The sequence below is a fragment of the Streptomyces roseirectus genome (assembly GCF_014489635.1).
GTDB lineage: Bacteria > Actinomycetota > Actinomycetes > Streptomycetales > Streptomycetaceae > Streptomyces > Streptomyces roseirectus.
Window position 1 is genome coordinate 9,285,655 of sequence record NZ_CP060828.1, and the last position, 24,832, is coordinate 9,310,486.

At 69.7% G+C, this 24,832-nt stretch carries 28 protein-coding genes and 1 tRNA gene; 20 read left to right on the forward strand and 9 right to left on the reverse strand.

Annotated features, from left to right (window positions below; genetic code table 11):
• Positions 1–665: 665 nt before the first annotated feature.
• From IAG44_RS39955 to IAG44_RS40020, 14 genes are all read left to right on the forward strand, one after another.
• Entirely contained in the window at positions 666–1,463 is a 798-nt protein-coding gene (locus tag IAG44_RS39955) for a hypothetical protein (protein WP_187751910.1), read from the forward strand.
• A gap of 259 nt (positions 1,464–1,722) precedes the next feature.
• Positions 1,723–2,130, forward strand: a complete 408-nt coding sequence (locus tag IAG44_RS39960; protein ID WP_187751911.1) for a hypothetical protein — start codon at positions 1,723–1,725, stop codon at positions 2,128–2,130.
• Positions 2,131–2,500: 370 nt separating this feature from the next.
• Positions 2,501–2,869 (forward strand): hypothetical protein, encoded by a 369-nt coding sequence (locus IAG44_RS39965; RefSeq protein WP_187751912.1) that lies wholly within the window; start codon positions 2,501–2,503, stop codon positions 2,867–2,869.
• Between the two features lie 204 nt (positions 2,870–3,073).
• Entirely contained in the window at positions 3,074–3,631 is a 558-nt protein-coding gene (locus tag IAG44_RS39970) for a DUF8033 domain-containing protein (protein ID WP_187751913.1), read from the forward strand.
• A gap of 3 nt (positions 3,632–3,634) precedes the next feature.
• Positions 3,635–4,033 (forward strand): hypothetical protein, encoded by a 399-nt coding sequence (locus tag IAG44_RS39975; RefSeq protein WP_187751914.1) that lies wholly within the window; start codon positions 3,635–3,637, stop codon positions 4,031–4,033.
• Between the two features lie 186 nt (positions 4,034–4,219).
• The gene (locus IAG44_RS39980) at positions 4,220–4,474 is read left to right on the forward strand and encodes a hypothetical protein (protein WP_187751915.1); all 255 of its coding nucleotides are present in this window, start codon (positions 4,220–4,222) and stop codon (positions 4,472–4,474) included.
• A gap of 160 nt (positions 4,475–4,634) precedes the next feature.
• A complete protein-coding gene (locus IAG44_RS39985; protein ID WP_187751916.1) occupies positions 4,635–4,889 on the forward strand; it encodes a hypothetical protein in 255 nt (84 codons plus the stop codon).
• Positions 4,890–4,989: 100 nt separating this feature from the next.
• Positions 4,990–5,316, forward strand: a complete 327-nt coding sequence (locus IAG44_RS39990) for a hypothetical protein (protein ID WP_187751917.1) — start codon at positions 4,990–4,992, stop codon at positions 5,314–5,316.
• Positions 5,317–5,477: 161 nt separating this feature from the next.
• Entirely contained in the window at positions 5,478–6,083 is a 606-nt protein-coding gene (locus IAG44_RS44000; RefSeq protein WP_246562643.1) for a DUF7178 family protein, read from the forward strand.
• A gap of 165 nt (positions 6,084–6,248) precedes the next feature.
• Positions 6,249–6,322, forward strand: a tRNA-Ile gene (locus tag IAG44_RS40000).
• 71 nt (positions 6,323–6,393) lie between these two features.
• Complete coding sequence (locus IAG44_RS40005; RefSeq protein WP_187751918.1) at positions 6,394–7,068, forward strand: hypothetical protein; 675 nt, start codon at positions 6,394–6,396, stop codon at positions 7,066–7,068.
• Positions 7,065–7,421 (forward strand): hypothetical protein, encoded by a 357-nt coding sequence (locus IAG44_RS40010; RefSeq protein WP_187751919.1) that lies wholly within the window; start codon positions 7,065–7,067, stop codon positions 7,419–7,421. Before IAG44_RS40005 ends, IAG44_RS40010 begins: the two co-directional genes overlap by 4 nt.
• A complete protein-coding gene (locus IAG44_RS40015; protein WP_187751920.1) occupies positions 7,418–7,639 on the forward strand; it encodes a hypothetical protein in 222 nt (73 codons plus the stop codon). Before IAG44_RS40010 ends, IAG44_RS40015 begins: the two co-directional genes overlap by 4 nt.
• Positions 7,632–8,822, forward strand: a complete 1,191-nt coding sequence (locus IAG44_RS40020) for a DUF932 domain-containing protein (RefSeq protein WP_187751921.1) — start codon at positions 7,632–7,634, stop codon at positions 8,820–8,822. Before IAG44_RS40015 ends, IAG44_RS40020 begins: the two co-directional genes overlap by 8 nt.
• A 146-nt stretch (positions 8,823–8,968) precedes the next feature.
• Here IAG44_RS40020 and IAG44_RS40025 read toward each other — a convergent pair whose 3' ends face one another.
• Positions 8,969–9,910, reverse strand: coding sequence for a phosphotransferase family protein (locus tag IAG44_RS40025; RefSeq protein WP_223006834.1), 942 nt, complete (start codon positions 9,908–9,910; stop codon positions 8,969–8,971).
• Between the two features lie 389 nt (positions 9,911–10,299).
• Here IAG44_RS40025 and IAG44_RS40030 point away from each other — a divergent pair, with 389 nt between their 5' ends.
• The 6 genes from IAG44_RS40030 to IAG44_RS40055 all read left to right on the forward strand — a co-directional run bounded on the left by IAG44_RS40030 (position 10,300) and on the right by IAG44_RS40055 (position 14,254).
• Complete coding sequence (locus IAG44_RS40030) at positions 10,300–10,791, forward strand: hypothetical protein (protein WP_187751922.1); 492 nt, start codon at positions 10,300–10,302, stop codon at positions 10,789–10,791.
• Positions 10,792–11,182: 391 nt separating this feature from the next.
• Complete coding sequence (locus IAG44_RS40035; RefSeq protein ID WP_187751923.1) at positions 11,183–11,425, forward strand: hypothetical protein; 243 nt, start codon at positions 11,183–11,185, stop codon at positions 11,423–11,425.
• Between the two features lie 31 nt (positions 11,426–11,456).
• Complete coding sequence (locus tag IAG44_RS40040) at positions 11,457–11,861, forward strand: hypothetical protein (RefSeq protein ID WP_187751924.1); 405 nt, start codon at positions 11,457–11,459, stop codon at positions 11,859–11,861.
• Between the two features lie 144 nt (positions 11,862–12,005).
• Positions 12,006–12,422, forward strand: a complete 417-nt coding sequence (locus tag IAG44_RS40045) for a DUF4262 domain-containing protein (protein WP_187751925.1) — start codon at positions 12,006–12,008, stop codon at positions 12,420–12,422.
• 47 nt (positions 12,423–12,469) lie between these two features.
• Complete coding sequence (locus IAG44_RS40050) at positions 12,470–13,015, forward strand: hypothetical protein (RefSeq protein WP_187751926.1); 546 nt, start codon at positions 12,470–12,472, stop codon at positions 13,013–13,015.
• 501 nt (positions 13,016–13,516) lie between these two features.
• The gene (locus tag IAG44_RS40055; protein ID WP_223006835.1) at positions 13,517–14,254 is read left to right on the forward strand and encodes a hypothetical protein; all 738 of its coding nucleotides are present in this window, start codon (positions 13,517–13,519) and stop codon (positions 14,252–14,254) included.
• Between the two features lie 41 nt (positions 14,255–14,295).
• Here IAG44_RS40055 and IAG44_RS40060 read toward each other — a convergent pair whose 3' ends face one another.
• The 8 genes from IAG44_RS40060 to IAG44_RS40095 form a co-directional block, all read right to left on the reverse strand.
• Positions 14,296–15,225, reverse strand: a complete 930-nt coding sequence (locus IAG44_RS40060; RefSeq protein ID WP_187751927.1) for a C40 family peptidase — start codon at positions 15,223–15,225, stop codon at positions 14,296–14,298.
• Positions 15,226–15,232: 7 nt separating this feature from the next.
• Positions 15,233–16,228, reverse strand: a complete 996-nt coding sequence (locus tag IAG44_RS40065; RefSeq protein WP_187751928.1) for a replication-relaxation family protein — start codon at positions 16,226–16,228, stop codon at positions 15,233–15,235.
• Positions 16,229–16,243: 15 nt separating this feature from the next.
• Positions 16,244–18,709, reverse strand: a complete 2,466-nt coding sequence (locus IAG44_RS40070) for a DUF8128 domain-containing protein (protein ID WP_187751929.1) — start codon at positions 18,707–18,709, stop codon at positions 16,244–16,246.
• A 98-nt stretch (positions 18,710–18,807) separates the two neighbouring features.
• On the reverse strand, positions 18,808–20,676 hold the full coding sequence (locus IAG44_RS40075; RefSeq protein WP_223006836.1) for a VirB4 family type IV secretion system protein: 1,869 nt from the start codon (positions 20,674–20,676) through the stop codon (positions 18,808–18,810).
• Positions 20,673–21,671, reverse strand: a complete 999-nt coding sequence (locus tag IAG44_RS40080; protein WP_187751930.1) for a PrgI family protein — start codon at positions 21,669–21,671, stop codon at positions 20,673–20,675. Before IAG44_RS40080 ends, IAG44_RS40075 begins: the two co-directional genes overlap by 4 nt.
• Positions 21,668–23,410, reverse strand: coding sequence for a TrbL/VirB6 family protein (locus tag IAG44_RS40085; protein ID WP_187751931.1), 1,743 nt, complete (start codon positions 23,408–23,410; stop codon positions 21,668–21,670). The genes IAG44_RS40080 and IAG44_RS40085 overlap by 4 nt, the downstream gene beginning before the upstream one ends.
• Positions 23,407–23,820, reverse strand: coding sequence for a pilin (locus IAG44_RS40090; protein WP_246562645.1), 414 nt, complete (start codon positions 23,818–23,820; stop codon positions 23,407–23,409). The genes IAG44_RS40085 and IAG44_RS40090 overlap by 4 nt, the downstream gene beginning before the upstream one ends.
• Positions 23,820–24,635, reverse strand: coding sequence for a hypothetical protein (locus tag IAG44_RS40095; protein ID WP_246562653.1), 816 nt, complete (start codon positions 24,633–24,635; stop codon positions 23,820–23,822). Before IAG44_RS40095 ends, IAG44_RS40090 begins: the two co-directional genes overlap by 1 nt.
• Positions 24,636–24,832 lie beyond the last annotated feature (197 nt).

Consider the following 24,832-nt stretch of genomic DNA (forward strand, 5'->3'; position numbering starts at 1 on the left):
GTTCGCCGTATGACGCCCTCCAGCGCTCCAGGCTCTCCCGGCGACGCGCAAACGGAAGAGCGGCCGGCTGGCAACCTATTTATTTCGGAGCTCGAATTACCGAAGGGGTCGAGGAATGGAGAAACGCCGGGGAGTGGGTTCTTCGGTACCTCTCAAGGTTATCCGCTCCAGGACGGTCCCGTTTTTGTCACCTGCTCGGTTTCCGGTCTCACTTCCCTTCAGGGTTCCGATCCCGCGACCTCCTAGAGAGGTAGTCGTCCGGTGCAGCCTTGTCGCAGGTGAGGGGTGTTTGGGTGGCCTCGTCGGGGACGCAACTAAATCCCCGGTGGGGGACTGAGTAGACGTGTGGTGGGGCGTGGGACCCTGAGGCCGGCTGGTGGCCGGGGCGACGCAGGGTATCTATTCAATTTCAATTTACCCTCTGAGGATTGAATTCAACGACCTCCCTATTCTTCGCTCTGGCCGGCCGGGTGGATTTGATTCGTTCGGGGCTGACCGATTCCGTGATTCCCGGACGGCAAAGTTTCGTCATTCGGGCGCGCTGAATTTCTCTGGTCAAAACGCTGGAAATGTCGAATCCCGCTTGCATTGCGCTGAAATGGCGAGACAATTGAATTACCGGCGCAATTCGAAATGGTGGGCGCCTCGAATGATCGGAGACGATCGTGAACAAGCAGCCGACGGAGAGTGGGAACCCTGGAATTCGGCGGACCGGACCGGTCACGGCTGAAGACCTGAAACACGTATCGGAAGACGACTTCGCCGACTTACAGAGGATGGCGCGCGGCTACTGCCGGACCGTCGACGCCACCCGCTCCCGCAAGCGGATGGACGGCAGCGCGACCGCCGCACGGGGCGGACGTGCCCTGTACGGCACCGACGACGTGAGCGACGACGTCACGCAGGAAGCGGTGCTGATCTTCGCGAAGCGACTGCGCGAGATCATCGAGACCTGCGAGGTCGCGGCGGTATGGGTCGCCACTCGCGAGCCGTGCGCATGGCAGTACGTCCGCCGGGACGGCGAAACGACCGTCGTCACCCGGAAGAAGATCCAGTACTGGGCGGTGCGGGACGCTGCCGCCCGCAACGGGTACCGGATCGATGGGAAACCCGACGCCGCACAGGGAAATCGGATCCCGCACGCCGAAAAACTCTCAACGCTCGCAGCGGCTCCGTACTTCTCCGGACTCAGCCAAGAGATCTTCGATTCCGTATGGGGCGACGGAAGTGAGTATCCGACCCTCAGCGTGCTGCTTGCCCACGCGAACGAGGCGGACAACATCGGACGGGCGAGGATCATGGGAGAGGCGGCGCAAGAACTCTACGGCGGCCCCCTCAACTCGTCGTCCAAAGTGCAGCGTCTTCGTGACGTGGCACGGAAGGAATGGCGTGCGCTGTCCGCTGACCTTGACGCCGCGAGGGATGAGTTGATCTACCGCAGCATGCAACAGAAAGGAGAATAGGAGCGGCGCTTTTTTCGGGCCCCGACCGGTCAAGGTCGGGGCCCCAAGCTGCCTCCTCGTCAGTCGGAAAGCGCTGGGAAATCTTCACTTAAAACGATGGAGATCGGTATTCCAGGGCCATCAGGATGCGTATTTATGTGAGAGCGCATAACGGTTCGAACGATCCGGTTGAACGCCACCTCAGCGCGCGTCTCGTACGCACGTTGATCGGGGTGCTCATGCCGGAGCACTCCATGCCCTGACCTTTTGGAGAGGGACCATGGAAGCCGAAAGCGCGATCAAGCTGGTCAATGATCTGGTCTACAAGCCCGGTTGGAGTTTTATCGCCAGGGATCACACGAACCGTTTCGAGGGTGCGATCACGATGCGGGTCGAGTACCCGGCGCGAAGCAGCAACCGGGACCGGGCAGTGTTCGGATACCCGGAAGAGATCGTCAACCGCGTCTCCTTCCCGTTGGTGGTCAAGGACTGCAACGACGAGGACCTGTACGCGGAGATCCTTCAGGTGATCATGTCGATCGAGGAGCACGAAGCACGTGAGTTCCTGCGGGTGGAGCCGACCCAGTGGGCGCCGTTCCACCCGCACCGGGTGAAGGGGATGCGCCGGTGGGCGGCGCGCACGGGCAGGAGCGACCTGCAAGCCGATCTTCAGTTCGGCCTGGCGTGATGTCCGGCCGCATGCGCTACCTGATCGGCTGGTGCGCCCTGTCCCTGTGCGTGTTGGGGCAGGTCGTTGTCTTTACCCGCTGGTGAGCGGGTCTGCGGCGTGGCATGGGTGCGGCACCCCCGTGCGTCGGGGGTGCCGTCGCCCGTCCGCAACAGGCACATGATCGAGGAGAAGATCATGCAGCTCATCCACGACGGCAACGCCGAACGGAGCCCCGTGCTCGCCATGCTCGGGGTGCACGCCGGGGCGTGACTGTCCGGCCACGAGGGGCGCGCGTCCATGCCGGGACGTGCGCCCTTCTGGCCGTGCAGCCCCTGTACGGCCCCCGCCATGCCGGGCGGGACACCCCCTTTGAGGAGAGGAACGGGCCATGTCCGTTCTGACGACGGCCGCAGTGGCCTTGCTGTACGACGCGCTGTTCCTGAACGGCGGGTTCACGATCATGTCCCGCCTGGACGGCAGCACGTACACCCCCACCGACGGCTACGCGGTGAGCGTCACGCCGAACCAGCACACGATGCCCGCCGACGCACCGTTCGATGTGTTCGCCGACCTCGTCCGCGAGGTCACGGACGCGTACGGGGACATGAACGCTCTGGGCGGCTGGATGTCCGACGGCGTGATCTACCTCGACCCCGTCGAGGTGATCAGCGATCAGCAGAGTGCCGTCGACGCCGGATTACAGCGCCAGCAGCGGGCGATCTTCGACCTGGGAACCGGTACGGAGATCACCCTGTAGAAGCGGCACGGGCGACAGCCCTTGAGGCTTGTCCGCCGTGGCCGCACGAGGGGCCATCGGCAACGACGTGTGCCCCTGCCTTGTGAATGAGGGCCCTGGAAAGGGAGCCTGCGGGGATGCCGCCCCGCCGCACCCCGGAACTGCGGGGTGCACGGCGCCTTGAGGGCCCTCACCGTCCCGTTCTTTGTGGAGAGGAACCGGACTGTGCCCAAGCTTGCCACGCAGTCATGGGCGGTGCGAAGGGCGTTGGCGTCCCGCCAGCCGTTCCGCACCCACGGCGCGCTCAGCGCGACCGCCGAACGTACCTACTGTGTCGGGTGGCTTCCCGAGACGTGGGCCGACCGGTACCGGTCGGACGCCGACGCCGGACGCATCATCTACCAGGTGTTCAGCTACAGCACCCCGATCGCGTGGGTGCTCGACGACGGCACGGTCGTCGTCCCGCACGTGCGGTACTCGATCACCACCAGCGGCCATCAAGGGCTGTTGTACGCGCTGGATTCGGAGCCCGGCAGTTTCCCGCAGGACGGTCCGGACGAAGGGCCGTTCGTGCCGACTCAGGCACCGGGAAGCTGGAATTGGCTCGTCGGCTCCGGAGCCCGCCCCCGGAATCGGCGGAGGCCGGTCCGGGAGGACTTCACACCGGTCCGGGATGACTTCGCGCCGGTGCGCATGGAGTACAGCGAGAGCTACAGCGTCCGTCAGGGCTGGGCGACATCGTACGACATCGGCCCCGCGTCCGGCGTGGAACAGGCGGCGTGAGCGATGGAGTTCACGATCGAGATCACCCGCCACGTGGTCGGCTACCGCACTCCTGAGGGGTTCACCCGCGAGGGGCGCCCGTGCGGAGGGGAGTGGCTGGACGGCGATTTCCGCACGATCGAGCCGCCGTCCACCACCCACGCCGTCTATGACGAGTACGACGCCGAGTGGTGGGACGGTGACGTGGCCGCCTGGGCCGTCGACACGATCAACCCGACCGGGGCCACACAGCCGAGCCTGTGCTCGGTCGGCGACGCCGTGCCCGAACGTGCCTGGCTCAGCGGCCGGTACGACGACCCCTACGAGGGCGACAACCGGGTCACCGAGATGACCGTCCGGCTGACCGGCGACTGGTCCCCGCAACAGCGCGCGGACGTCTTCCACGCGCTGGAAGACGGCTGAACCTCCTTCCGTAAAACAGGGCGAACGCGCTGAGGCGCGTCCGCCGTCCGATACGCCCGTACCCCCTCAACTCCCCCCACGGAGGGGGTACGGGCCGCCGGGGGCGCCGTCGTGAACCCGCAGCCATGCTCGGGTGGCGGCGTCCCCGGTCCGTTCCCGCAGTGGGGGAGAGGGGAGCACGATGCCGTGGACACAGACAGCACGGCCAGGGTCCGGGTCGAGATGACGGTGACCGAGGAAGTCACCTACGAGTTCCCGCTCACCGTGGATGTGCCCGCCGAGGTGGCCGACGACGTGGAAGCGCTGACCGAACACCTCGCCGGGGACGACAGCCTGTGGATCGACGATCTCCCGGTCACCGGTGGCGAGGACGTCAGCCTCAGCGTGAACGAACGAGTGCTGGAACGGGTGCAACTCCCTTCCCGCAGCGAGGCCGCGTAGCCGCGATGTCCGCGCGGACAGGCGCAGTTGACCTTCCGAAACCCCCGCACCTCCTCGGTTTTCCCCTGCCTTGGGGGTGTGGGCCCACCGGGGGCGCCGTCCTGGCTCATGGCGGCGCCCCCGGCCCATCCCCGCGATCCGACGAAACGAGGACGACGTCATGAACGACGAGAAGACGATCGAGATCACGGCCAGCCTGAAGATGGTCGAAGAGCTGGTCTACACGTTCGACGCCCGTGTGCGGGTGCCCGTGTCGGTGGCCGACGACCCTCAGGCGCTGACCGAATACCTGGCCGCGCACGAGGAGTTGTGGAGCGATCAGGTACAGGGCAGCGAGGGCAAAACGGTCGATCTCAGCGAGAGCCCGCTGTCCAAAGGCAAGTGGATCAAGGTGCTTCCGCGCGGCACGTCATGACCATGAGCGAGGAGCACGACATCAGGGCCGGTCGGCGCGTCCGCCACGTCGACGGCCCCGGGCGGCCCCCGGCGGTCATCAGTCGGTCTACGCCTATCCGTTGGTGAGGGTCGAGTGGGAGTCGACGGGGCGGGAGTCCACGGAGAACGCCGCCTACCTCACGCCGGTGTTCCGCCGGATCACCGTGCACGAGGTGAGCACCACCGCTGGGCGCGTACTGCGGCTCGTGGCGTATGTGACCGGCGATCTTCAGGGCGAACGCGTCGTGATCGAGAAATGGCGGACTCCGGACGGACGCTTCGGCCGTCGCGCCGGAACGATCACCTACCGCCGGATCACGGGCCCGGACACGGCTGTCGAGGACCTGGAGCCCGAACGCGTCGTGACCGACGACGAGTTGTCCCCGGACATCGCCGAACTCCTCTGACACACCGCCCCGCCAGAGCAAGCCGCTGGCAGGGCGCTTCCCTTTCCGCGCGGGGACGGCGGCCGACCGCCGAACGATCGGCGACAGCCACCGTCCCCGCGTAACTCCCCGACCCTGCGTAACTCCCCGATCCCGTCGATCCGGAAGGAGGCAGGCATGCCATGGTCCCCGCCACCGCATCCGAAGAGACCCGCGAACGCTACGTCCGGAACATCATCGACATGTGGCGCGCCGCCACCCCGGACCAGCTCCAGCGCGGGCGCACCTGGTACCGCACCGCCCACGACCTGGCGTCAATGATCAGCGAGGGTGATGCCCGCGCCGGCGCCGGGGTGATCGCTGCGTTGTCGGCGAACAAGTCCTGGCCGCAGAACGCGCGGCTGGCCCGCCGCGCGTACGCAACCGGCGTGCCCTCCGGCCACGTGCGGGACGCGCTGGCCAAGGTCACCCGGATCATGTCCGGCGAGGACCCCGCCGACGTCCTGCCGATGGAACGCAAGACCGGCATGTTCTTCCGCTGCATCGCCGACCCCTGCGACCCGGACGCGGTGGTCATCGACCGCCACGCCCACGACGTCGCGGTCGGCGAGATCTACGGCACCCGCGAACGCGGCCTGGGAAACGCCCGCCGGTACGCCCTGCTGGCCCACTGCTACCGCGAAGCAGCCCTGCGGCTGGGGGAGTTGCCCAGCACGGTGCAGTCCGTCACCTGGGTCGTCCACACCGAACGCATCGCGGGCACCGGCACACGCCCGCCCCGCCGGTGAAAACACCCCCCTTTTTTTTTCTGGTGGAGATCGGTAATCGGCGGTCTCCGTCCGCCGTATTTGAGTGAGCCCCCTTACAGCTTGTCAGGCTTTAAGGGCGTTTTAATCCCCCGGGCAGTTCCGTCCTTCTCCGTCCGGTGACGGGACTGCCCGGACCCTTTTCCTGGTTGCGTAGCTCAGCCAGTAGAGCGCCGGTCTTATAAGCCGCGAGGTCGCGGTTCCGAATCCCGCCGCAACCACCTCCTCTCCACCTCACGGAACGTGAAAATGGACCGCCATTTCCAGCAAGAGAGAAAGCCACGGAGGAAGCATGAACGATGAAAAGGACAAGGTGATGCAGTGGAGGGTCGTCCACCGCACGCGGGCGGAAGTGCAGCCCGGTGTCTTCGAGGGAGTTTTCCTCGGTGTCGACGGCGTCCGATGGATGGCCGGCCGGATGTTCACGGGCCGCTCCATGAACGACGGATTCGACGGGAACGGCGCGTGGTGGTACTCCCATTACTACATGTCGGCCGAGCGGTCCGCCGTCCGCAACATGCGTGGCGCTCTTGCCGCGTACACCGAGGTGGCGGGCTCGGCCCTGGTGTGGGACGCCGCCTTCGACCGGAGCGTGCAGGAGGCCGTCGGCCGGTACCTGGCCGCGCTGATCCCGCTGGACGGTGTGCCGGACATGGCGGCGAGCTGGGAACGGACCGGCGCCGCGTCCGTGAACGCGCTCGGCGGCGGCACGTATCTGCTGCCCGCCGCCGAGGCGAAACGCGAACTGCTGGGCTACCTGCACCGCACCGCGCCCGACACAGGCACGCACCCGGCCGGACAGGGACTCAGCCTCGACGAGGCGTACGAGCGGGTGATCGGCGCGCGCGGGCCGGTGCGCTTCGAGGTGGGCCGCAACACCTACTGGCTCACCCACGACGGCCACTACAGCAACCACACCACCTTCCACCGCCACCCCGTCGCGGACGAGAGGAGAAACGATCCATGACCGCAACCACCGACCTCTACGAATGCATCAGGCCCGGCTGCGCGGCACCGCCCACACACGTGCTGCGGACGGACCGGCTGACGACCGTCCTGGAGACGTGCGCGGAGCACGTCGGCTGGACGGCCGAGTTCTTCATGAACCTGCACGGCCGCAAGGTCGAGCCGTTCGCCATCGCCCTGATCGCCTTCCACCAGGAAGCCCGCACAGCGGTCCCCGTGCTCAAGGCCGGCCTCCTTCACGAGGCGGCCGACCGGATCGAGGCCGGCATCACCGTGACCCACCCCAACGAGAAACAGGTCAGAAGCCGCGCCGCCGCGCTGCTGCGGACGATGGCCGGGGAGGCGACGGCATGACAGATGACAACTTCTGGGTCGGCCACCTGCACGCATACCGGCACGACGCCACGACCGGCAACGTCATGCTCGATTCGATGATCGACGAACCCGGAGCCCACCACCGGTGGAGCGTGTGCGTCCTGCTGGACAGGGCCGAGCAGGTCGACCTCGCGGCGTTCCTCCTCACCTTGATCTTCAGCACACCGGACACGAAGGAGCCCAACGACCATGAATGACGTCAACACCGCCTTCGCCCAGGAGAAGACCGACCAACTCGACGCCGCGCGCACGCAGGCCCGCGCGTTCCAGGACCGGATCGACCGGGACGAGGTCGAACGGATCGGTGACGACCGTTACCGGGTCCTCACCGGCTGGGACAGGGGCGAGGTCTTCACCGTGCGCCGGAATGCCGCAGGCGAGGCCGAGGAGATCTTGGCCCAGCACGGCCTGGACACCACGACCGGTACCGCCGCCCTCTACACCACCACCCCGGCCTGGCACGGCCTGGGCACCGTGATCCCCGGCGGCACCGAGGACATCGACGAGGTCCTGAAACTCGCCCGGATCGACTGGCAGGTCGTCAAGAAGCCCGCACTGTTCGAATGGGACGACGGCGTCCGGACCGCGAAGGGCCGCCACATCACGGTCCGCTCCGACACCGGCGCGGCCCTCGGCACGGTGGGCGACCGCTACGAGGTCTTCCAGAACGCGCGCATCTTCCGTTTCCTCCAGGACCTGGTGGAACAGCGGGACGCGGTCTGGGAGTCGGCCGGCGCGCTGCGCGGGGGCCGCAAGGTGTTCGTGACGATGCGGATACCCAAGGCGATCGTGATCGACCGGGGCGGCCTCGACGACGAGATCGTCCTCTACCTCGCCGCGGTCAATTCCCACGACGGGACGACGTCGGCCGAGTCCATCGTCACCCCATGGCGGGTGGTGTGCGGCAACACCGAACGCTTCGCGGTGCGGGACGCCCCGCACCGCTGGGGCATCCGCCACACCAGGGGCGGCTTGGACAACCTGGAGGAGGCCCGCCGCAACCTCGGCCTGACCCTCGCCTACGCGAAAGCGTGGGAGGCCGAGGAGAACCAACTGGTTCGCACGGACCTGCTGATCGACGACTTCCACGAACTGATCGACAACCTGTGGACCCTTGACGACGACGCCACCGACGCCGCGAAGGCATCCGCCCGTTCCCGCCACGATCACCTGGACGGCATGTTCCGCGACCGGGCCCGCAAACTCGGCCGCACCGCCTACACGGCCGAACGGACCCTCACCGACTACCTCGACCACCACCTGCGCGTCATCCCCCGCCACCTCGGCGACGACCTCGCCCGCGCCCAACGCGCCCTGGAAGGCGGCACCGACGACCTCAAATCCCAGGCCCACCGCCAACTCCTGCTGCGCGCACGGTGACACAGCACATCCAGCCCTCACACCTGAGAGGGAGCCCCGGAAACTGGTCGCCGAACTGTGACGGCGCTGCCCCACCGTTGGGTGTCCCGATGGGGCGGTCGTCGGCAAGGTGCCGGTGGTTCGGAATCCGCATTCAATACTCAAGATCATGCCGCCATCCGCCGGATGTCGTCGGCGATGCTCTCCAGCGGAGCCGTGTTGCCGATGGAGGCGAACCAGTCCCACAGCTCCAGAGCGTGGTAGAGGCGGTAGAGGCCGACCCGCTCGCTCCAGTCGGCGGGCAGCGTGCCGTAGCCGTTGCAGAGTGCTTCGCGTTTGTCCTGGTTGTCGCGGACGGAGTAGTAGTCGGTCTTGGCCAGGTCCATCAGCGGATCCGCGGCGATCGCGTTCTCCACGTCGATGAAGCCGCTGATCTGCCATCCGCCGCCGTCCTCGACGACCAGGACGTTGCCCTCATGGAAGTCGTTGTGGCAGAGCACTGCGTGGTGGCACGCGCCGAACAGCTCCGCCCGCCGAGCGACCTTCGCTTCGACGGCCGTCGCGAGTGCCGCATCGCCCCCGTGACCGGCGTACTCCCCGAGCTTCTTGTGGAACTGCCGTGTCATGTAGGCGGTGTTCGTCGGCTCGGGATCCAGAACCCGCGTCGTGAGGTATCCGTACGCGTCCCGCGGGATCTGGTGGACCGCAGCCAGGCAGCCCCCGATCTGGCGGTAGATCTCCCGCAGCGACGCCCTGTCGAGGGCGTGGCTGACGTCGGACAACGGCCGGCCCCTGAGCATCGTCATCACCGTGTAGCAGCGCCCGAGTACATTGTCGGCGTCCCCATGGTGCAGCACAACAGGCACGGGCCCGACACCGTGCTGCTGAAGCAGCCGGTAGACGTAGATCTCCTTCTCCTGCTTCCAGCGCCATTGACCGTCATAGATCTTGATGACGACCGGCTCGGCCGCCCCGACGAACCGGATCTCGAAGATCGTGCTCAGCGCCCCGCCAGTACGCAGCACGCTCTCCTCGACGGACACGGTGGGAAGGACGGGACGCAGGAGTTCCTCGGCCATCGCCGGCGGCAGCGCTGTGATAGCGGACACACGGAAACCGTAGATGTGCCTGGGCGGACATCGCGAGTGAAATATGGCGGGGTGGAGAGCGTCTGGGGGGAACTCCTGGCATGGCCGGGCCGGAACTGCGTTCCCTACGTGTGGGTGCGGGTGAGGGCGTCGACGGTGCAGGGGCGAGCTTGCCCAGGGCGTTCTTGAGGCTCGCCCATATGCCTACCGTCGGAGTTGACGAACTACCGGTACCGATGGCTTCTGGACATCACGCACCCGACTCCGCTGAGACCGGCGTTCCCCGCACATACCCCGGCGGGGCCAGGATGAGGGAAACTTCCGATGAGCCCGGAGGCCGCCCCTTTGCAGACCGCCTTCGACGAAGCACGGCAACGCACCGAGCAGTCGGCAAGGAGGCGGGCCGTCGGATGAACAACGCCACCGAGCGCCTGGTGAGCGATGTCGTGCGCCGGCTGGAGCGAGCCGTCCACGAGCGCACCTGCCCGGCGGTGGTCGCACTCCAGGGCGAGGCCCGGACCCTGGTGCTCTCCGACTACGACTACCTGCGCGACGAGCCCACCGCCCAGGCGTTCGAACAACGCGCCGCGCAAAAGGCACGCGAGATCGACGCCGGGCGCTTCGCCATCGCCGTCCCCCAGGTGTGGCTCTTCACCGGCGAGGCCATCTACAGCCGCGCGGTCGCCAACCTCCCCCTGCGGGAGAACGAGGTGGAACTCATCGCCTGGATGAGCTTCGACCCCGACGACGGAGTCGACTACGGCTACCTCCCCTACTCGCGCCGCCCCAGTGGCGAGCCGGTCTTCGACGATGACGCACAGACAGTCATCACCGCACCGGTCCAGCCCTACCCCAAGTACCCGGGACAGCACCTGCTCCAGGCGCTGACAGAAGATCGCTGAAGTCGAGCGCGCACTCCGAGAAGGGGGTGCACGCTGTCGCCGGAGTGCGGTCAAGCAGGCAGTCCGAGCCTCCAGTTCGAAACCGGACTGTTTGAGCAGGCGGTAGGCCAGCCACGTCGGCCGAGTCATCGTCGCCCCGTGGCGGGCGGTGTGCGGCAACACCGAACGCTTCACGCTCTGCATCCGCCACACCCTCGGCGACGACCTCGTCTGTGCCCAACACGCTCTGGAGGGCGGCACCGACCACCCGCCCTGAAGGCCAAGGCCCACCGCTACCTGCTCCTGCGCACACGCTGACGCGGCCGACACTCGCGAGGGCGGCTCCCCGCGGGGGAATCACCCCACGCCTCACCCATGAATCCAACCTCCTGGAAAGGAAGGGGAGTTCACCATGCACACCTACACCTTTGTCCTCGACCAGCCCCACCGCGAAGACCTCGACGGCCCCCGGTACGTGGTCGCCGACGGCGACACCGTCGAGGACGCCGAGATGCGCGCCCGCGACCACCTGAGGAAGACCACCGGGGCCGTGCACGGTTTCCGCCGCACACTGATCCGCGACGGCGCCCCGCTCACGCCTCCCGGCCTCGACGGGGGCACCTGGACCGACGCCCGCCAACGGCCGGCACCCTGACCTCGCCCGCACCCACGGGATTGGCATGCGCATGAAATGCACTGCGGAGGGTTGCGGGAGCACCGATCTCGCCGTCTGCGCGACCCTGTACCTGCACACCGGCACCGGCGCCGACGGCACCCACACGGTCGGCATCGACAACATCCCGCTCGACGAGATCGACCTGGCCTGCCGCGCCTGCGGCAACCCGGTCCACGACGACGAGAGTGCGACGTACGCCGAAACAACCCGCCGCCTGATCACCGGCCTGCTCCACAACGGAGCGCATACGGCGGGGCGGGACCGGCACGGGCCGGGAACGGACGCGGGCGTCTGCGCCAGCTGCGGCAGACCGCTGATCTGGGACCGCACCGGCGCCCGCGCCCACGACACATGGGGCGAGTACCTGTGCCCCGTCACCCACAAGGCCCACCAAACCGCTCGCGGCGACGCGTAGCGGCGACCTGGACCCCTTCCCCTCAGACGCCGGTGGCGGCTTTTCTGCATTCCCCGCCACCGGCCCCGCCCCCTCCCGGAACCCACCCTCCGGGAGGGGGCCCTCGACCATTCACCCGTTCACCATTCCTGCGAGAGCTGCACGATGCTCGACGCCGACCTCTACCTCCGCCGTGTGCGGGAGACCATCGCCCAGCACGGCCACGCCGTGCAGTACGTCTACGGTGACCTGTACCTCGGCCTGCGCCCCCTCGCCTACACCGTCGGCCTGCACACCCGCTCCGGCTGCGACTACGAACTCGCCGTCACCGGCCTGGAACCCCACACCTCGGCCTTCCTGCTCACCACCCTCGCCGACGTCCTCACCTTCAACGACCTCGCCCCCGCCGACGGACTGGAGATCGACGGGATCCTCCCCGACGGCCTCACCCTCCACCTGCGCCCGGCCGACCACCCCGAACACCTCGGCATCATCCACGCCGTCTACGGCACCACCCCGCCGGTCTGGCAGGCCGTGGTGACCGGCAGCGCACACAACTCGCCATTCATCCCGCTGCTGTGACCGGCCGACGGCCCTCCAGCCTGCTGTTCCTTCGAGGGAGGAGACCGATGACACCGTTCACCCTGCACGAGAAGAAGGCGTACGACTGGCTGATCGACCTCGTCGTCTCCTGGGAGATCGCCCTGTCCTTCGACGAGGACTGGGACGAAACCCTGCCCGGCATCGACCCGGACTGGAACCCCCTGGAACTCGGCGAGACGGACACGGTCCACCTCCTGGTCCGCGCGGCACAGCAGAACGGAATGATCACCAGCCCGCCGGACACGCTCCTCACCTTCGAAGCCATCGGCAGCGGGCACGAGTGGGTCTTCCACTGGTTCCTGGACATCCACGAACCCACCCCGCTTCGGCTTGCCACCCCCGCCGAAGGCATGAGCCGGCTCGGGGATTTGGAGGTGCGCGGAGTCGAGGCGGCGATGGCGGTCCTGCGTGTTGCGGTGGAGGCCGCTAACCTCCTGGCACAGCAACTGTCCGACCACATCACGGCCAGGACGACGCCGGACGCCCGGTGCGCGGTGACGCCGACGAGGCTGGAGGCCAGCGATGCAGACCGACCTGAGCACGGCACGCGAAACGGTGCGCCAACCAGCTGAAGGCCCCACCGGCAGACGGGCTCCTCGGTGAACGAAGCCACCGCCGACCTCCTGCGGGACGCGACCCGTCGGCTGGAACGCGCGATCCTCGAACGCGACTGCCCGCCATCGCCGCACTCCAGGGCGAACACAAACTCCTCCTCTCCGACTACGACTACCTGCGGGACCCCGAGACAGCCCGCGCGTTCGAGGACCGCGCGGCGCACAAGGCCCGGGAGAACGACGCCGTCCGCGTCGCCCTCGTCGTCCCCGGGCCTGGCTCTGGGGTCCGGACATCGTCTACAGCCGGGCCGTCGCCAACTTTGTCCTGCGCGAGGGGGGAACAGGAACTCATCGCCTGGACCTGCTTCTGCGCCGACCACTCCGTGATCAACATCTCGACCCTGTCGTTGTCTCTGGGTGGGTGTTCATGGGCGTTGACTCCGATGAGTCTGTGGCCGAGTGAAACGGTGGTCCGGAATTCCGAGCACCGCGCGATGGAGCGGCGTAGGCTGCGGCGCCGTGGATCTGCGGACCTTTGCCTTCGGTGACCGGCCTGATCTGCATGGGCAGGCCGAAGACATCTTCAGCGCGGGCTGGCCCGAGTTCATCTTTCATGATCCGGTCGCTGAGCGGCAGATGGGCAGGGTCCGGCAGTGGTTCGGTGGTCTGAATCTGCTCCTGGTCGACGGCGAGGACCAGATCGTGGCCGGCGGGTGGGGTGTGCCGATGCGGTGGGACGGTTCGCTCGCTGACCTGCCCGGCGGCTATGACGAGTCGCTGGTGCGCGCGGTCGCCCTGCGCGAGGCGGATGGCCAGGCCGACACGCTGGTGATTGCCGCGGCACAGGTCCGTGGGGATCTACAGGGTCGCGGCTTGGCCGCTGAAATGCTGCGAATTCTCGCGTCGGCTGGAGAACGGGCCGGATTGGAACGGGTGATCGCGCCGGTGCGGCCGGCTTTGAAGGCGCGCTATCCGCTGACTCCGATGGGCCAGTTCATGAGCTGGACCCGTACGGACGGTGCCCCGTTGGATCCGTGGCTGCGGACTCACCAACGCATGGGCGCCCGCGTGCTGTGTGCGGCGGAGCGGTCCATGACGATGGAGGGGTCGGTCGGTGACTGGCAGAAGTGGGCCGGGTTCGCTCTTCCGGCTTCCGGTAGCTATGTGGTTCCTGGAGCCCTCGCTCCAGTCGTGATCGATTACGAGAGGGATGAGGGTGTGCTGGTGGAGCCGAACGTGTGGGTACGGCATCGGTGAATGCCTGCGGGAGAGAAGTTCTACAGATCTGCGCTGTGACATCAAGTGGTCCAGGACGGCCTGGTTGCTCCCGCGTAGTCGTCTCCGGGGTATCGGTACGGCGCGATGCGGATGACGGCTCCCGGCCGGGGGGAGTTGATCATTTGTCCGCTGCCGATGTAGATGCCGACGTGGTGGATGGCGCTGGGGGTGCCGTAGAAGACGAGGTCTCCGGGGCGGAGTTGTTCCCCGGAGGGGAGGCGGGGACCGTGGTCGTACTGGGTCTGGGCGGTGCGGGGGAGCGTGATTCCGGCGGCGGAGTACGCGGCCATGGTGAGTCCCGAGCAGTCGAAGCCGGCGTCACCTGCTCCTGGGCCGTCGCCGCCCCATTCGTAGGGGAGGCCGAGTTGGCCCTGCGCGTAGTTGATCGCTTCCAGCGCTGCGCTCGACGGGGCGGAGTCGGCGGCGAACGTTGTGCCTCCGTCGTAACTCTGGGCCTGGGCGAGGACCTGGGAGACGTAGGCATCGGAGTGGTTGTAGGCGTGGACGGCGCGCGGGATGTCCGTGCCGCCTCGGGCGCCGGAGTCGCACAGGTACGCGGCGGCAGCATGAACCGCGTCGCGGGGGTCGTAGGGGTTGTTGCCCAGCGCTGGATGGCGGGTGACGACGGAGCGGAACGTGGACGGCAGGAACTGCATGGGCCCTTGGGCCCCGGCGTGGTTGCTGCCGCTGGTGACACCGGGGAGCGCGGAGCGGCCGTGGTCGGACTCGACCTTGCCGACGGCCGCGAGGACCGTCCACGGCAGGCCGGGGCAGGTGCTGGCGGCGTCCATGTAGAGGGCGAGGTAGTCGGCGGGGATGTCGGTGAGCGCGGTGGCGCTGGGCTGGAGCCGGTTGCCGCCGAAGGAGGAGAGCATGCCCCCGGCGCCCGCCGAGGCCAGGACGGCGATCAGGAGCAGGCCGGTGAGGGCGGCGGCGACGGTTTTGCCCATGGTGGTGTCACCGGTGGGGGCGGCGGGGCGTCGGTTCGGGGACGAGGGGCGGGGGCGGGAGGAGGTCGGTGGGGGAGTCGTCGTCGGGGACAGCGGGTTGGGTAGGGTTGGGGGGTGTCAAGTGGGGCCAGACGGTGGGGAGGTCGTGGAGGGGGAGGCGGCGGTGGGAGAGTCGGTCGAGGGGCTGCCAGCGGGCGTCGGTGTGGTCGGCGCTGGTGGTGGCGACGGGGACGAGGGCGGAGTCGGTGAGGGTGGCGAGGGCGGAGACGAGGGCGTGGCGGACGCGGGCTTCGCGGCGGGTGGTGGGGAGGTGGACGAGGATCGGGGTGGTGATGCCGGTGGTGGCGGCGAGGCGGTGGTAGCGGGGGAGTTTCGCGGCGACCCGGTCGGGGCGTTCGGTGGCCAGGTCGTACTCCAGGAACCATTCGAGAACGGTGTCGCCTTCTTGCCAGCGGCCGTAGCCGTCGGGGATGACGATGTCGCCGAAGTGGCGTCGGCAGCGGGCCTCGGACCACCAGGCGGTGAGGCGGCCGGTGGCGTCAGGTCGGCGGGACGCGGCGATGAGGTGGGTGAAGAAGGCGTTGGTGCCGACGGTGTGGGCGAGGTGGAGGGAGTGGGCGATGCCCAGGGCTCGGTCGTGGCGGTAGTTCAGGTCGCGGGGGTCGAGGCCGTCCTCGTAGGCGAGGACGGCGGCGCCGGCGACGTCCAGGACGTAGTGCATGGGGGCGCTGCCGTAGGTGAGGAAGGGCTGGAAGCGGTCGACCAGACGCCACTTGTGGAGCTGGAGAAGGCGCTGGTTGGCGGCGCGGGCGGAGGTGAAGGCGATCTCGGCGAGCTGGGCAGTCGTCAGCACGCGGTGTTCGTGGAGCATGCGGGCGATCCAGCGGTCGCGTTCGGTCAGACGCTCGGACAGCCGGGCCACGTAGGCGCCGCTCACGGCGGCACGCTCGCTGAGCCGGGCCGGGCGGTGTCCGCGCAGGGCACGTTGCGGGGAGAGGGACATGCGTGGCGCCTCCAATCAGGCGGTGCGGCGGGGGTCGGTGGTGCGTCGAGTTCCAGCCCCCTGAGGAGTGGGTGCGGGCTGGGGGTGGGTGTTGTGACGGGCGGCGGCGCGGATCTGCTTGGCCCGCCCGGGGATCGGGGGTGGGAGGGGTTCGGTGAGGACGGTGAAGGCGGGGGCCTCGGCGCCATGCAGGACGGGGCGGACGGCGGCGTGGAAGGCGTCGAGGTGGGAGAGGTCGTGCGGGGCGAGGCGGGGATGGGTGTGCTGGGCGAGGCGTTGGGCGTCCTCGGGGGAGGCGTTGAAGTAGATCTTGGTGCGGGCGTTGGTGCTGATGCCCTCTTCGAGGTCCTTGGGGAGCTGGCGCAGGTACTGGTGGGCGAGGGTCATCGCGAGGCGGTAGCCGCGGGCCTCGGCGAGCATGTCCTCCAGCGGATAGGGCAGGTTGAGGAAGTTGTGGGCCTCGTCGACGTAGAGCCCGGCGTCGTGACGGCGGGACTGGGGGAGACGGGCGCGGCGGGTGGCGGCCTGCCAGGTCCGGGCGACCACGATCGACCCCATCAGCCGCGCGGTCTCGGTGCCCAGGGAGTCCTTCGCGATCCGCACCAGGCAGATCCCGCCGTCCAGGACCTGCTCCATGTCGACGGTCGACGTCCCGGCAGCCAGCGCCGAGCGCACGAACGGCCGCAGAAGCAGCCCGCGCAGCTTGTTCATCAGCGGGGCGATCACCTGCGCCCGTGAAGCGGGGGACAGGGAGCCGTACCAGGCCCAGAACCCCTTCAGGACCTCGTCGTGGATCTGGTCGGCCGCGCGCCGGCGGAACGCGTCGACGGACAGCAGACGGGGGAGATCCGTCAGCAGCGGGACGCCGGGGAGCTCGCGCAGTGTGAGCAGGCCGGCGCGCAGGATGTCCTCGGTACGCGGGCCCCACGAGGAGGCATAGATCCGCGAGAAGATCGACACCAGGTTGTCGACTGTCCGGGCCGCGTCCGCGCCTTCGAGCGGGTTGAGGACGGGCGGCCGGACGCGGCTGTCGGCATCGAACAGCACCACCTTCTCCCCGAGGGGTTCGGGCAGCCGCATGAGGATGTCGGTGACCAGGTCACCCTTCGGGTCGACGACGACCAGACCGCGCCCCGCCTCCGCGTCGGACAGGATCATCCTCCCCATCAGCTCCGACTTCCCGGAACCGGTCGCGCCCAGGATGTGCAGGTGCTGACGGGCATCGGGGACGTGAAGACCGACCGGTCGGGGACGGCCGGAGTCGGTCACCCCGACCGGGCGCACGGCGGGCCCGGCCGTCGCGATGCCCGGCGGGGGCGGAACGGCACGCGCCCCCGCGCGCGGGAGGGCGGGGATCGCCTCGTCCCACGGCAGGTGCGCCAGCGCCGCCAGCTCGGGCAGCGACAGCAAGTCCCCCCGCCTCAGCCGCCGTTCCACCATCCGGCGCACAGGGCGCCGGATACGGGTACGGCGGTAGTGGTTGTGCTCGGTGAACGCCGAGAACGCCGACGCGATCGCATGACACCGCCCCCGCAGCCGGTCCCGCACCACCGTCCGCTTCTTCGCGTCCAGGGCGTCCGCGACAGCGGCGGTGACGGTGTAGCGGACACGGGTCTCGTACGAGGCGCCGCGCTCCTTGGCCACGATCGCCCGGTCCTCCGCCGCCGCGCTCAGCGCCGTCTGACGATCCACCACGGGGGCTGCGGGCCGGGCGCGGTGGTGCGGGCCGGGAGTGAGCAGGTCGAGGAGACGGCCCGCCAGGCGGACGGACTGCTGCCCATTCAACCGCCGCGCGGCATGCCGGGCCTTCCTGACGCGGTGGCCGGTGACGGGGCGGGCGAGGATCTGGACGACGGCCTCCTCCCCGGCACCGAGACCGGCCGGAGCGCCGAGCAGCGCACGGACCGGGTCGGCCGGGAAAACCGAACGCAGAGGCAGCGCCTCGGGACGGGCGAGCCGCATCTCCCCGCCCGCCGCCTCGATGCGCTGTCCCGGAACGGCCTGCGGGGTGATGACGGAAGTGGTGCGGGTGTGGGCACCGGGCCAGGCGGCCTCGACGGCCCGCTCCACCGTCCCGGGCGGGACCGTGCCGGGGACCCACAGACGCAGCCGGATCGTCTCCCGGTCGAACACGTACTCCCACGCCACGTGCGGCTGCCCGGTGAGGCGCCGCCGCCACGCGGGCCGCAGCAGGCCCAGCAGATTCGCCCACAACGCCTCGGCGCCCGCCGGGTCGGCGGTCGGCGGCGGCAGGACGGTGACCAGACGGGCGCCGTGCGCGAGGGTTCTCCGGCAGCGGCGGTGCCACCACCAGCGCGCCCATAGCAGCAGCACGCCGACGGCTGCCGCGGCCGAGCCGCCGAACGGTGCCCAGGCGGTGGCGTGTTGAGTGATCTGCTGGAGGAGGGACTGGAGGGTGGCTGTGGGGTCGCGCAGGTAGTCGTGGACCAAAGAGGCACGGACGACGCGTTCAGCGGACATGGTGAAGGGCTCCCTGAACTGGCAGGTGACATGAAGGAGTTGAGAGGTGGGCGGACCTGCGCAGGTCGAGGGCACGGTCCTCTTACGGAGAGGGGAACTCATCCGGAGTCGAGGTCGACCTCGTCGCTGGAGTCGGCTTCGGCGGGCCCGGTCACGAGATCGTCGGCGTCGAGGAGCGGATCGTTCTCCCCGGTCTGCTGGGCGTAGGCGGCGAGTTCGGCCGGGTCGGTAGTGATGAGGTGGTGCTCGGTGGGGGAGGCGGCGGCTTCGAAGGCGACGCGGTGGGTGCCGGCGGCGAGGAGTCCTTGGCCTCGGTCGGCGGTGAGGAGGAAGTGCCGTTCGCCCTGGGAGAGGTCGAAGGTGCGGGTGATGTCCTCGATGGCCTGTGGGGCCTGGCGCAGGAGGATCTGGGTGGCGGCGTTGGCGACGATCGCTTTGCCGAGGTCGGAATTCAGGAGGTCGCCGGTGTCCTGGGTGGCCACCGTGAGCCCCGCCCACCTTTTGCGGAACGCTTTGGCCATCCGGAACAGGTACTCGGCTCCGGCCGGTGACTGCATCAGCAGCCACGCCTCGTCCACGGTCGCGAGGCGGGGGCGGCGGGTGGTGGGGTGGGAGATCTGGTTCCAGATGGTGTCCAGGGTGAGGAGGGTGCCGGCGGGTTTGAGTTCGTCGGCGAGGTCACGCAGGGAGAAGATGACGAGGTGGCCCTCGGGGCGGGTGGTGGTGGGCCCGGCGAAAAGCCCGGAGTACGCGCCGCTCGTGAACGGTCGCAGCCGGGCCGCCAGATCGACTGCCGTGCGGTTCTTCGAGCGGCGCAGGACGGTGGTGAGGTCGCCGAGGAGCGGGGCGGGCCGGGTCCAGGTGCGGGGGTCGGCGGTGATCCCGGCCCGCTGATACGTGGCGGTGATCGCCTGGTCCAGCACGGCCCGCTCGTCCGGCGTCAACGGTGTGTCGAGGAGGACGGAGAGGACGGTGTGCAGGAACAGGGAGCGCCGGACCAACGTGTCTTTGGGGGCGGTGCGGCGTCCGTCGGGGCGGGTGTGGAGGGGCAGGTCGAAGGGGTTCAGCCGGACCCCTTCCGCGCCGATCCCGACGTGCGTGCCGCCGACGGTGGCGGCGAGGCGGGCGTACTCGTCCTCGGGGTCGACGACGTACGCCTCGACGCCCCGGTACAGGGAGCGCAGCAACTCCAGCTTGACGAGGTAGGACTTGCCCGCGCCGGAGCGGCCGAGGATCACGGAGTTGTGGTTGTCGAGGGCGAAGCGGTCCCAGTGGACCAGCCCCTGGGAGCCGAGGTTGTGGCCGTAGAGGACCCCGGACGGGGCGGCGGTGGAGGCGGGGGAGGGTGGGGGCAGGTCGGGGCTGGTGAAAGGGAACGCCGTCGAGAGGGCGGAGGTGTCGAGAGTGCGGCGCGTGCGGATGAGGTCCAGGCCGAAGGGGAGGCAGGTGATCCAGCCTTGGAGGGTGCGGTAGGTGGTGGGCTGGGCGTCCATCAGGAGGCTTGCGGCCAGGGCGCGCAGGGCTGCTGTTTCGTCGGTGAGCTGGTCGCGGTCGGCGGCGTGGACGGTCAGGTACAGGCCGAGGCGGAACAGGCGGCCTTCTCCGCGCGCGACGCGGGCGGAGAGGTCGTAGGCGTCCTCGGTGGCCGCCTCCACCTGTGGGTCGGCGAGCCGTCCGTGGTCGCTGTCGTGCCGTCGGCCTGATTCGAGGCGGGCGAGCTGGCGCTTCAGCCGTTGGGCGGCGGTGACCGGGTCGACGGGTTCGATGTGCAGGCTGACGTCGACGCGGGCGGGGTGGGTGAGGAGGGGCTGGAGCCAGCCGGGCTGGACCTCGCGGGGGTATCCGGTGATCGCGAAGGACGCCACCCACTCCCCGCCGACCTCCAGATACCGAGGCGCGACGGCGAGGGAGTCCGGCGCGAACATCCCGGCTGTCGAGGCGTTTCGGCGTACGCGGGGCCGGTTCATGGTGTCCCCCGCTCGTCCAGGGTGATGACTTCGTCGGCGCCGGCGAGCGGGGAGGACGGCGAGACGAGGGTGTCGGGGTTGCAGGCGGAGGTGAGGACGGCGGTCGCCTGCCCGGCGTCCAGCAGGGTGACGGCAACACCGAGCGGACCGAGCAGCGCGCCGGCTTCCTGGGCACGGCGCACCAGACGGGCCTCCGCCGCACGCCGGGCAGCGGGATCCACCGCCTGCTCGCCCCGGCGCCGCACGAGGGCGGCCAGCGGGGAGACAGGGACCGGAGCGCTCACGGGTTCGCGCAGGACGAGCAGGACCTGGCGGCACAGCAGGTTGCGTCCGTGGGTGAGGTGGTCGAGGAAGTCGGCGTGTTCGCGGGCGGCGGCCTCCAGCGCGGGATGCGGGAGGGAGGTTGCCCGTTGCCGCAGCTCGGCGGTCTGAGTGGACAGGTCCAGGTACTGGGCGCGCACCAGGATCTGCACGGGGGCCGTGAGCGAGTGGAGGTAGCGGCCGAACGCGGTGATGAGCGCGTCCTGTTCGTCGGGGGTGCGCAGGGCGAAGTTGACGGTGCCACAGACCGTGACCACCGCGATGCCGTCCGCGCCGAGGTCGACCAGCCCGGCCTCGTCGACCCCTTCGGCTGGAAGCTTGAGTGGAGCGGGCGCGGAGTCCTGGTGCTGGGCGAGCCAGGCCGGGGGCGGGAGGACTCCTTCGGGCGCGGCGACCTGGACACGGTGCGTGGTGCGCTGGCGGAACGCGGCGAGCAGCAGCCGGTCCAGGGACAGCCCGTCACGCTTGAGGAGCGCTATGCAGACGGCCGTCGCCGCGACTGGGACCGCGAGGACCAGGAACACCGCCACGGGGACGAACGCGCGGACGGCGGACCAGAGTCCGTACAGGACGATCCCGGTGGCGGACAGGATCCCCAACTGCCGGGCGGTGAGGCCGGCGAGGACGGTGTCGTCGCGGTCGACGTCGGCGGGGATACGGACGGGCTGGGTCATGACGGGGCACCTCCTCGGTTGCGGTGGGTGCGGGGCGGGGGCGGGGCGACGAAGGTCGTCGGGGGCGGCGGGCTGGTGCGTGCCGGTCGGGGTGGTGGAGGCGGAGGTACGGGCGGCCGGAAGACAGCGGGCGCAGGGGCCTGGGAGGCGCGCCGGGGCGGAACATGGGGCTGTGGAGTGGGCGACTGGAAGAGGGGCCGGCTCGGCACCGGTGGCCTGCCGCCCGTCCGGCCCGCCGGGGTGGAGGCGGCGGGGCCGGGGGCCTGGAACACCGGCGGTCCGGGCGGGAAGAGGGGTCGGGAGGGCGGTGTGGTGGATGGCGGGGGAGTGCCGGGGGCCTGGAAGGCCGGCATCGGCGGCGGCCCGGCGGCTTGTCCGTGTGCCTGGCTCCGGCTGGGGGAGGGCGGGTTCGGGGAGAGGAACAACGGTGGCCCCGGGGGCGCGAGTTGGCGCTGGGAAGGCCCGCTGCCGGGGGAGGGGCGGGGAGCGCGTACCGCTGACGGAGGCGTCCGGCGCGAGCCCCCGGCCGACGCGGCACGGGCCGCCGTCCGCCCACCGTGCAGGAGTCCGAACGTCTTGTACATGACGTAGCTGCGGGCCACGCTCCCGGCGAGCGAGTGGCCGTTGCCGAGGCGGAGGGAGCCGAGGATCCAGAAGGGGATCTTGAAGACGATGTAGAGGAGGGCCAGGGTGGTCAGGACGTTGACGAGGCCGTCGTCATCGAGGCCGAACAGGCCGTGAGGGCCGAAGGCGCCGGGGGTGAGGAACACGTGCACTCCCGTGATCAGGGCGAGCGACTGGGCAATCTGGACGGCGAGGACGCCGCCGAAGGCCCGCCACCACCAGCGGGCGACGGCGTCGGTCTGTGGCAGGAGATGACAGATCAGAGCCAGGGGAGCGGCGACGACGAGGATGACCGTCAGGGCGACGCGGATCACGAACGTCAGCAGCAGCGCGACCAGCACGACGACGATCGCCAGCCACATCAGGATCAGGAAGACGCTTCCGGCGGCGGAGTTGTAGGTGCTCAGCACGAAGTCGCGCAGTGCGGAGCCGGCGCTGTCGGCGTCGGGTCCGCTGCCGAGGGCGGCCAGGGAGAGGGCGTTGGCCAGCTCCACCGCCTTGCCCGCGAGGAACAGGGACAGGGCGGCGGCCAGGAACGCGAGCGGGATACGCGGGGCGATCTCCTTGGCGGACGTCCGGGTCTGCACCGTCTGATGGCTCATCACCAGGATTCCGGCCACCGCGACCAGCAGGCCGTAGCAGGCGACGGCGATCTGCCACGAGTTGGTCCACAGCTCCCCCACCCTCGGCAGAGACGCGGGGTTCGGGGTGGTCAGCAGGGTGTTGGAGAGCAGGTCCAGGAGCGGGTCGAGGGCGTAGGAGATGACCGACTTGAAGAAGCCCGTGATGGCGGCGTTGACGCCCTTGGCGATCCACCCGGAGATCCCGCCCGGACCACCCCCGCCCTCCGGAGCCTCGGCTGGCGGCGTCGCGCTGGGCGAAGGGGCGGGGGAGGGCGTGGTGCTGGGCTGGGGGAGGCAGTCGGGGCCGGAACAGGACGGCGACGGCGTCGGCTCGGCCGTCGTGGTCGGGGCGGGGCTCGGGCCGGGGTCGGCGTAAGCGGTGACCACCGACGCACACACCACGAGGACGACCACGCCGAGCAGCAGCACACGACGCCACCGGCCCCGACGCCGCGCCACCGGCCGTTGCGGCAGCGCGGGGGCGACCATCATTCGCCCACGATCCCTTTGAGGATCTCCACGACCAGCGGCGCCAGCGCGGCCATCCCGTATCCCCAACCGGCGCTCTTGAACGCGGACTTGGCCTTCTCGACCTCCCCGGGATCACCTGCAGCCATGACGTACCGCAGACCGCCGACGGTCAGGAACACGGTCGCGAGCCCGGCGAGGATGCCCATGATCCAGTTGCGGATGTTGGTCAGGACCTCGTTCACCGAGGCGGCCAGCGCCAGAACCCGGGCCGGGGACGGGTCGGTGGCGGCCTGTGCGGACGACGCCCCCAGCAGACACACCACCAGCACGACGACGCTGGTGATCAGCAGCCACCAGCCCAGCGGGGACTGCGCGGCGACGGCCCGACGCGCGTGGAGCACGAGACGGCGGTGCAAGGGAACCCGGTTCATCACTCTGCCTCCCCAACTGGCGTGGACGGTGGGGCGGGTATGTCGCTCCCGCATGTCAAAAGGCCGGAATCCGGGCCCTTTTTGGCCACGCCGGAGGAAGAATTCACGGCGCCGGCGGAGAAACCCGCGCGGGCGGGCACCGCGTGACGGCGGGCCGGAACCCGCGATGCGGACGGCACCGCCCCCAGCGCGGCGACCGCGACCGGGTCGTCCAGCGCCGCGTCCCGGGCCTCGCTGAGGAGGAACGTGACCAGCCGGGTCTCCGCACGCCGCCGCGTCTTGTACACCGCGTTCGGCGTCACCCCGTGCACCTGCGCCCACTCGGCGACCGTGACGTCGTCGAGCCGGGTGGAGCCGATCAGATCGGCCTCGGCCCGGGTCACCACCCCTTCCCGAACCGCCCGCGCCAGGACCAGATCCGGATGCCCCCACGGCGGCTGCGGCGCGGTCGACCAGAACCCCGGAGCCACCGGCGTCGGCGCGTCCAGTGCCTGCGCCCGCGCGGCGAACCCCTGCCGGTAGGCCGCCCACCGCAGCCTCGGCAACACCCGGGGACGCACCACGTCCACCCGCGCCAGCCCGTCCAGGAACCCCGACACCACCTCGGCCTGGACATCGAACGCCTCCCCGGCGCACCCCTCACCCAGCCGCCGCACCACCCCCGCCAACGCCGGCAACGCCATCCCCGTACACGCCAGCGTCCACACCGCCCCCTCCCGCCGCGAACGCCGCACCAACTGCGCCCACACCGCGTCCCGGGTCAGCCGCGGACACCCCCGGCGCAGAAGCAGCCCCCGCAACTCGTCCAAGGGCACCGGACGCTGCGGCAGCCCGTGAAACGACCGCCCGTCCACAGACAGCGGCTGAGGTCCCGACACCAGCCGGGCGAAACACTCCCGGGCCGTGTCCAGCGGCAGAACACGATCCGCACCACGGCCAGCACGGTCCTGACAACGGCGATGAGCGGGCATCGGCGGACGCCTCCTCGACGAGAGGGATGAGGACGTCCCCA

Excerpts from the sequence above, each read along its gene's own strand:
- IAG44_RS39960 (WP_187751911.1), top strand. The coding sequence starts at position 1,723 with ATGGAAGCCGAAAGCGCGATCAAGCTGGTCAATGATCTGGTCTACAAG.
- IAG44_RS39965 (WP_187751912.1), top strand. The coding sequence starts at position 2,501 with ATGTCCGTTCTGACGACGGCCGCAGTGGCCTTGCTGTACGACGCGCTG.
- IAG44_RS39975 (WP_187751914.1), top strand. The coding sequence starts at position 3,635 with ATGGAGTTCACGATCGAGATCACCCGCCACGTGGTCGGCTACCGCACT.
- IAG44_RS39985 (WP_187751916.1), top strand. The coding sequence starts at position 4,635 with ATGAACGACGAGAAGACGATCGAGATCACGGCCAGCCTGAAGATGGTC.
- IAG44_RS44000 (WP_246562643.1), top strand. The coding sequence starts at position 5,478 with ATGGTCCCCGCCACCGCATCCGAAGAGACCCGCGAACGCTACGTCCGG.
- IAG44_RS40005 (WP_187751918.1), top strand. The coding sequence starts at position 6,394 with ATGAACGATGAAAAGGACAAGGTGATGCAGTGGAGGGTCGTCCACCGC.
- IAG44_RS40010 (WP_187751919.1), top strand. The coding sequence starts at position 7,065 with ATGACCGCAACCACCGACCTCTACGAATGCATCAGGCCCGGCTGCGCG.
- IAG44_RS40015 (WP_187751920.1), top strand. The coding sequence starts at position 7,418 with ATGACAGATGACAACTTCTGGGTCGGCCACCTGCACGCATACCGGCAC.
- IAG44_RS40020 (WP_187751921.1), top strand. The coding sequence starts at position 7,632 with ATGAATGACGTCAACACCGCCTTCGCCCAGGAGAAGACCGACCAACTC.
- IAG44_RS40030 (WP_187751922.1), top strand. The coding sequence starts at position 10,300 with ATGAACAACGCCACCGAGCGCCTGGTGAGCGATGTCGTGCGCCGGCTG.
- IAG44_RS40035 (WP_187751923.1), top strand. The coding sequence starts at position 11,183 with ATGCACACCTACACCTTTGTCCTCGACCAGCCCCACCGCGAAGACCTC.
- IAG44_RS40040 (WP_187751924.1), top strand. The coding sequence starts at position 11,457 with ATGAAATGCACTGCGGAGGGTTGCGGGAGCACCGATCTCGCCGTCTGC.
- IAG44_RS40045 (WP_187751925.1), top strand. The coding sequence starts at position 12,006 with ATGCTCGACGCCGACCTCTACCTCCGCCGTGTGCGGGAGACCATCGCC.
- IAG44_RS40050 (WP_187751926.1), top strand. The coding sequence starts at position 12,470 with ATGACACCGTTCACCCTGCACGAGAAGAAGGCGTACGACTGGCTGATC.
- IAG44_RS40060 (WP_187751927.1), bottom strand. The coding sequence starts at position 15,225 with ATGGGCAAAACCGTCGCCGCCGCCCTCACCGGCCTGCTCCTGATCGCC.
- IAG44_RS40065 (WP_187751928.1), bottom strand. The coding sequence starts at position 16,228 with ATGTCCCTCTCCCCGCAACGTGCCCTGCGCGGACACCGCCCGGCCCGG.
- IAG44_RS40070 (WP_187751929.1), bottom strand. The coding sequence starts at position 18,709 with ATGTCCGCTGAACGCGTCGTCCGTGCCTCTTTGGTCCACGACTACCTG.
- IAG44_RS40075 (WP_223006836.1), bottom strand. The coding sequence starts at position 20,676 with ATGAACCGGCCCCGCGTACGCCGAAACGCCTCGACAGCCGGGATGTTC.
- IAG44_RS40080 (WP_187751930.1), bottom strand. The coding sequence starts at position 21,671 with ATGACCCAGCCCGTCCGTATCCCCGCCGACGTCGACCGCGACGACACC.
- IAG44_RS40085 (WP_187751931.1), bottom strand. The coding sequence starts at position 23,410 with ATGATGGTCGCCCCCGCGCTGCCGCAACGGCCGGTGGCGCGGCGTCGG.
- IAG44_RS40090 (WP_246562645.1), bottom strand. The coding sequence starts at position 23,820 with ATGAACCGGGTTCCCTTGCACCGCCGTCTCGTGCTCCACGCGCGTCGG.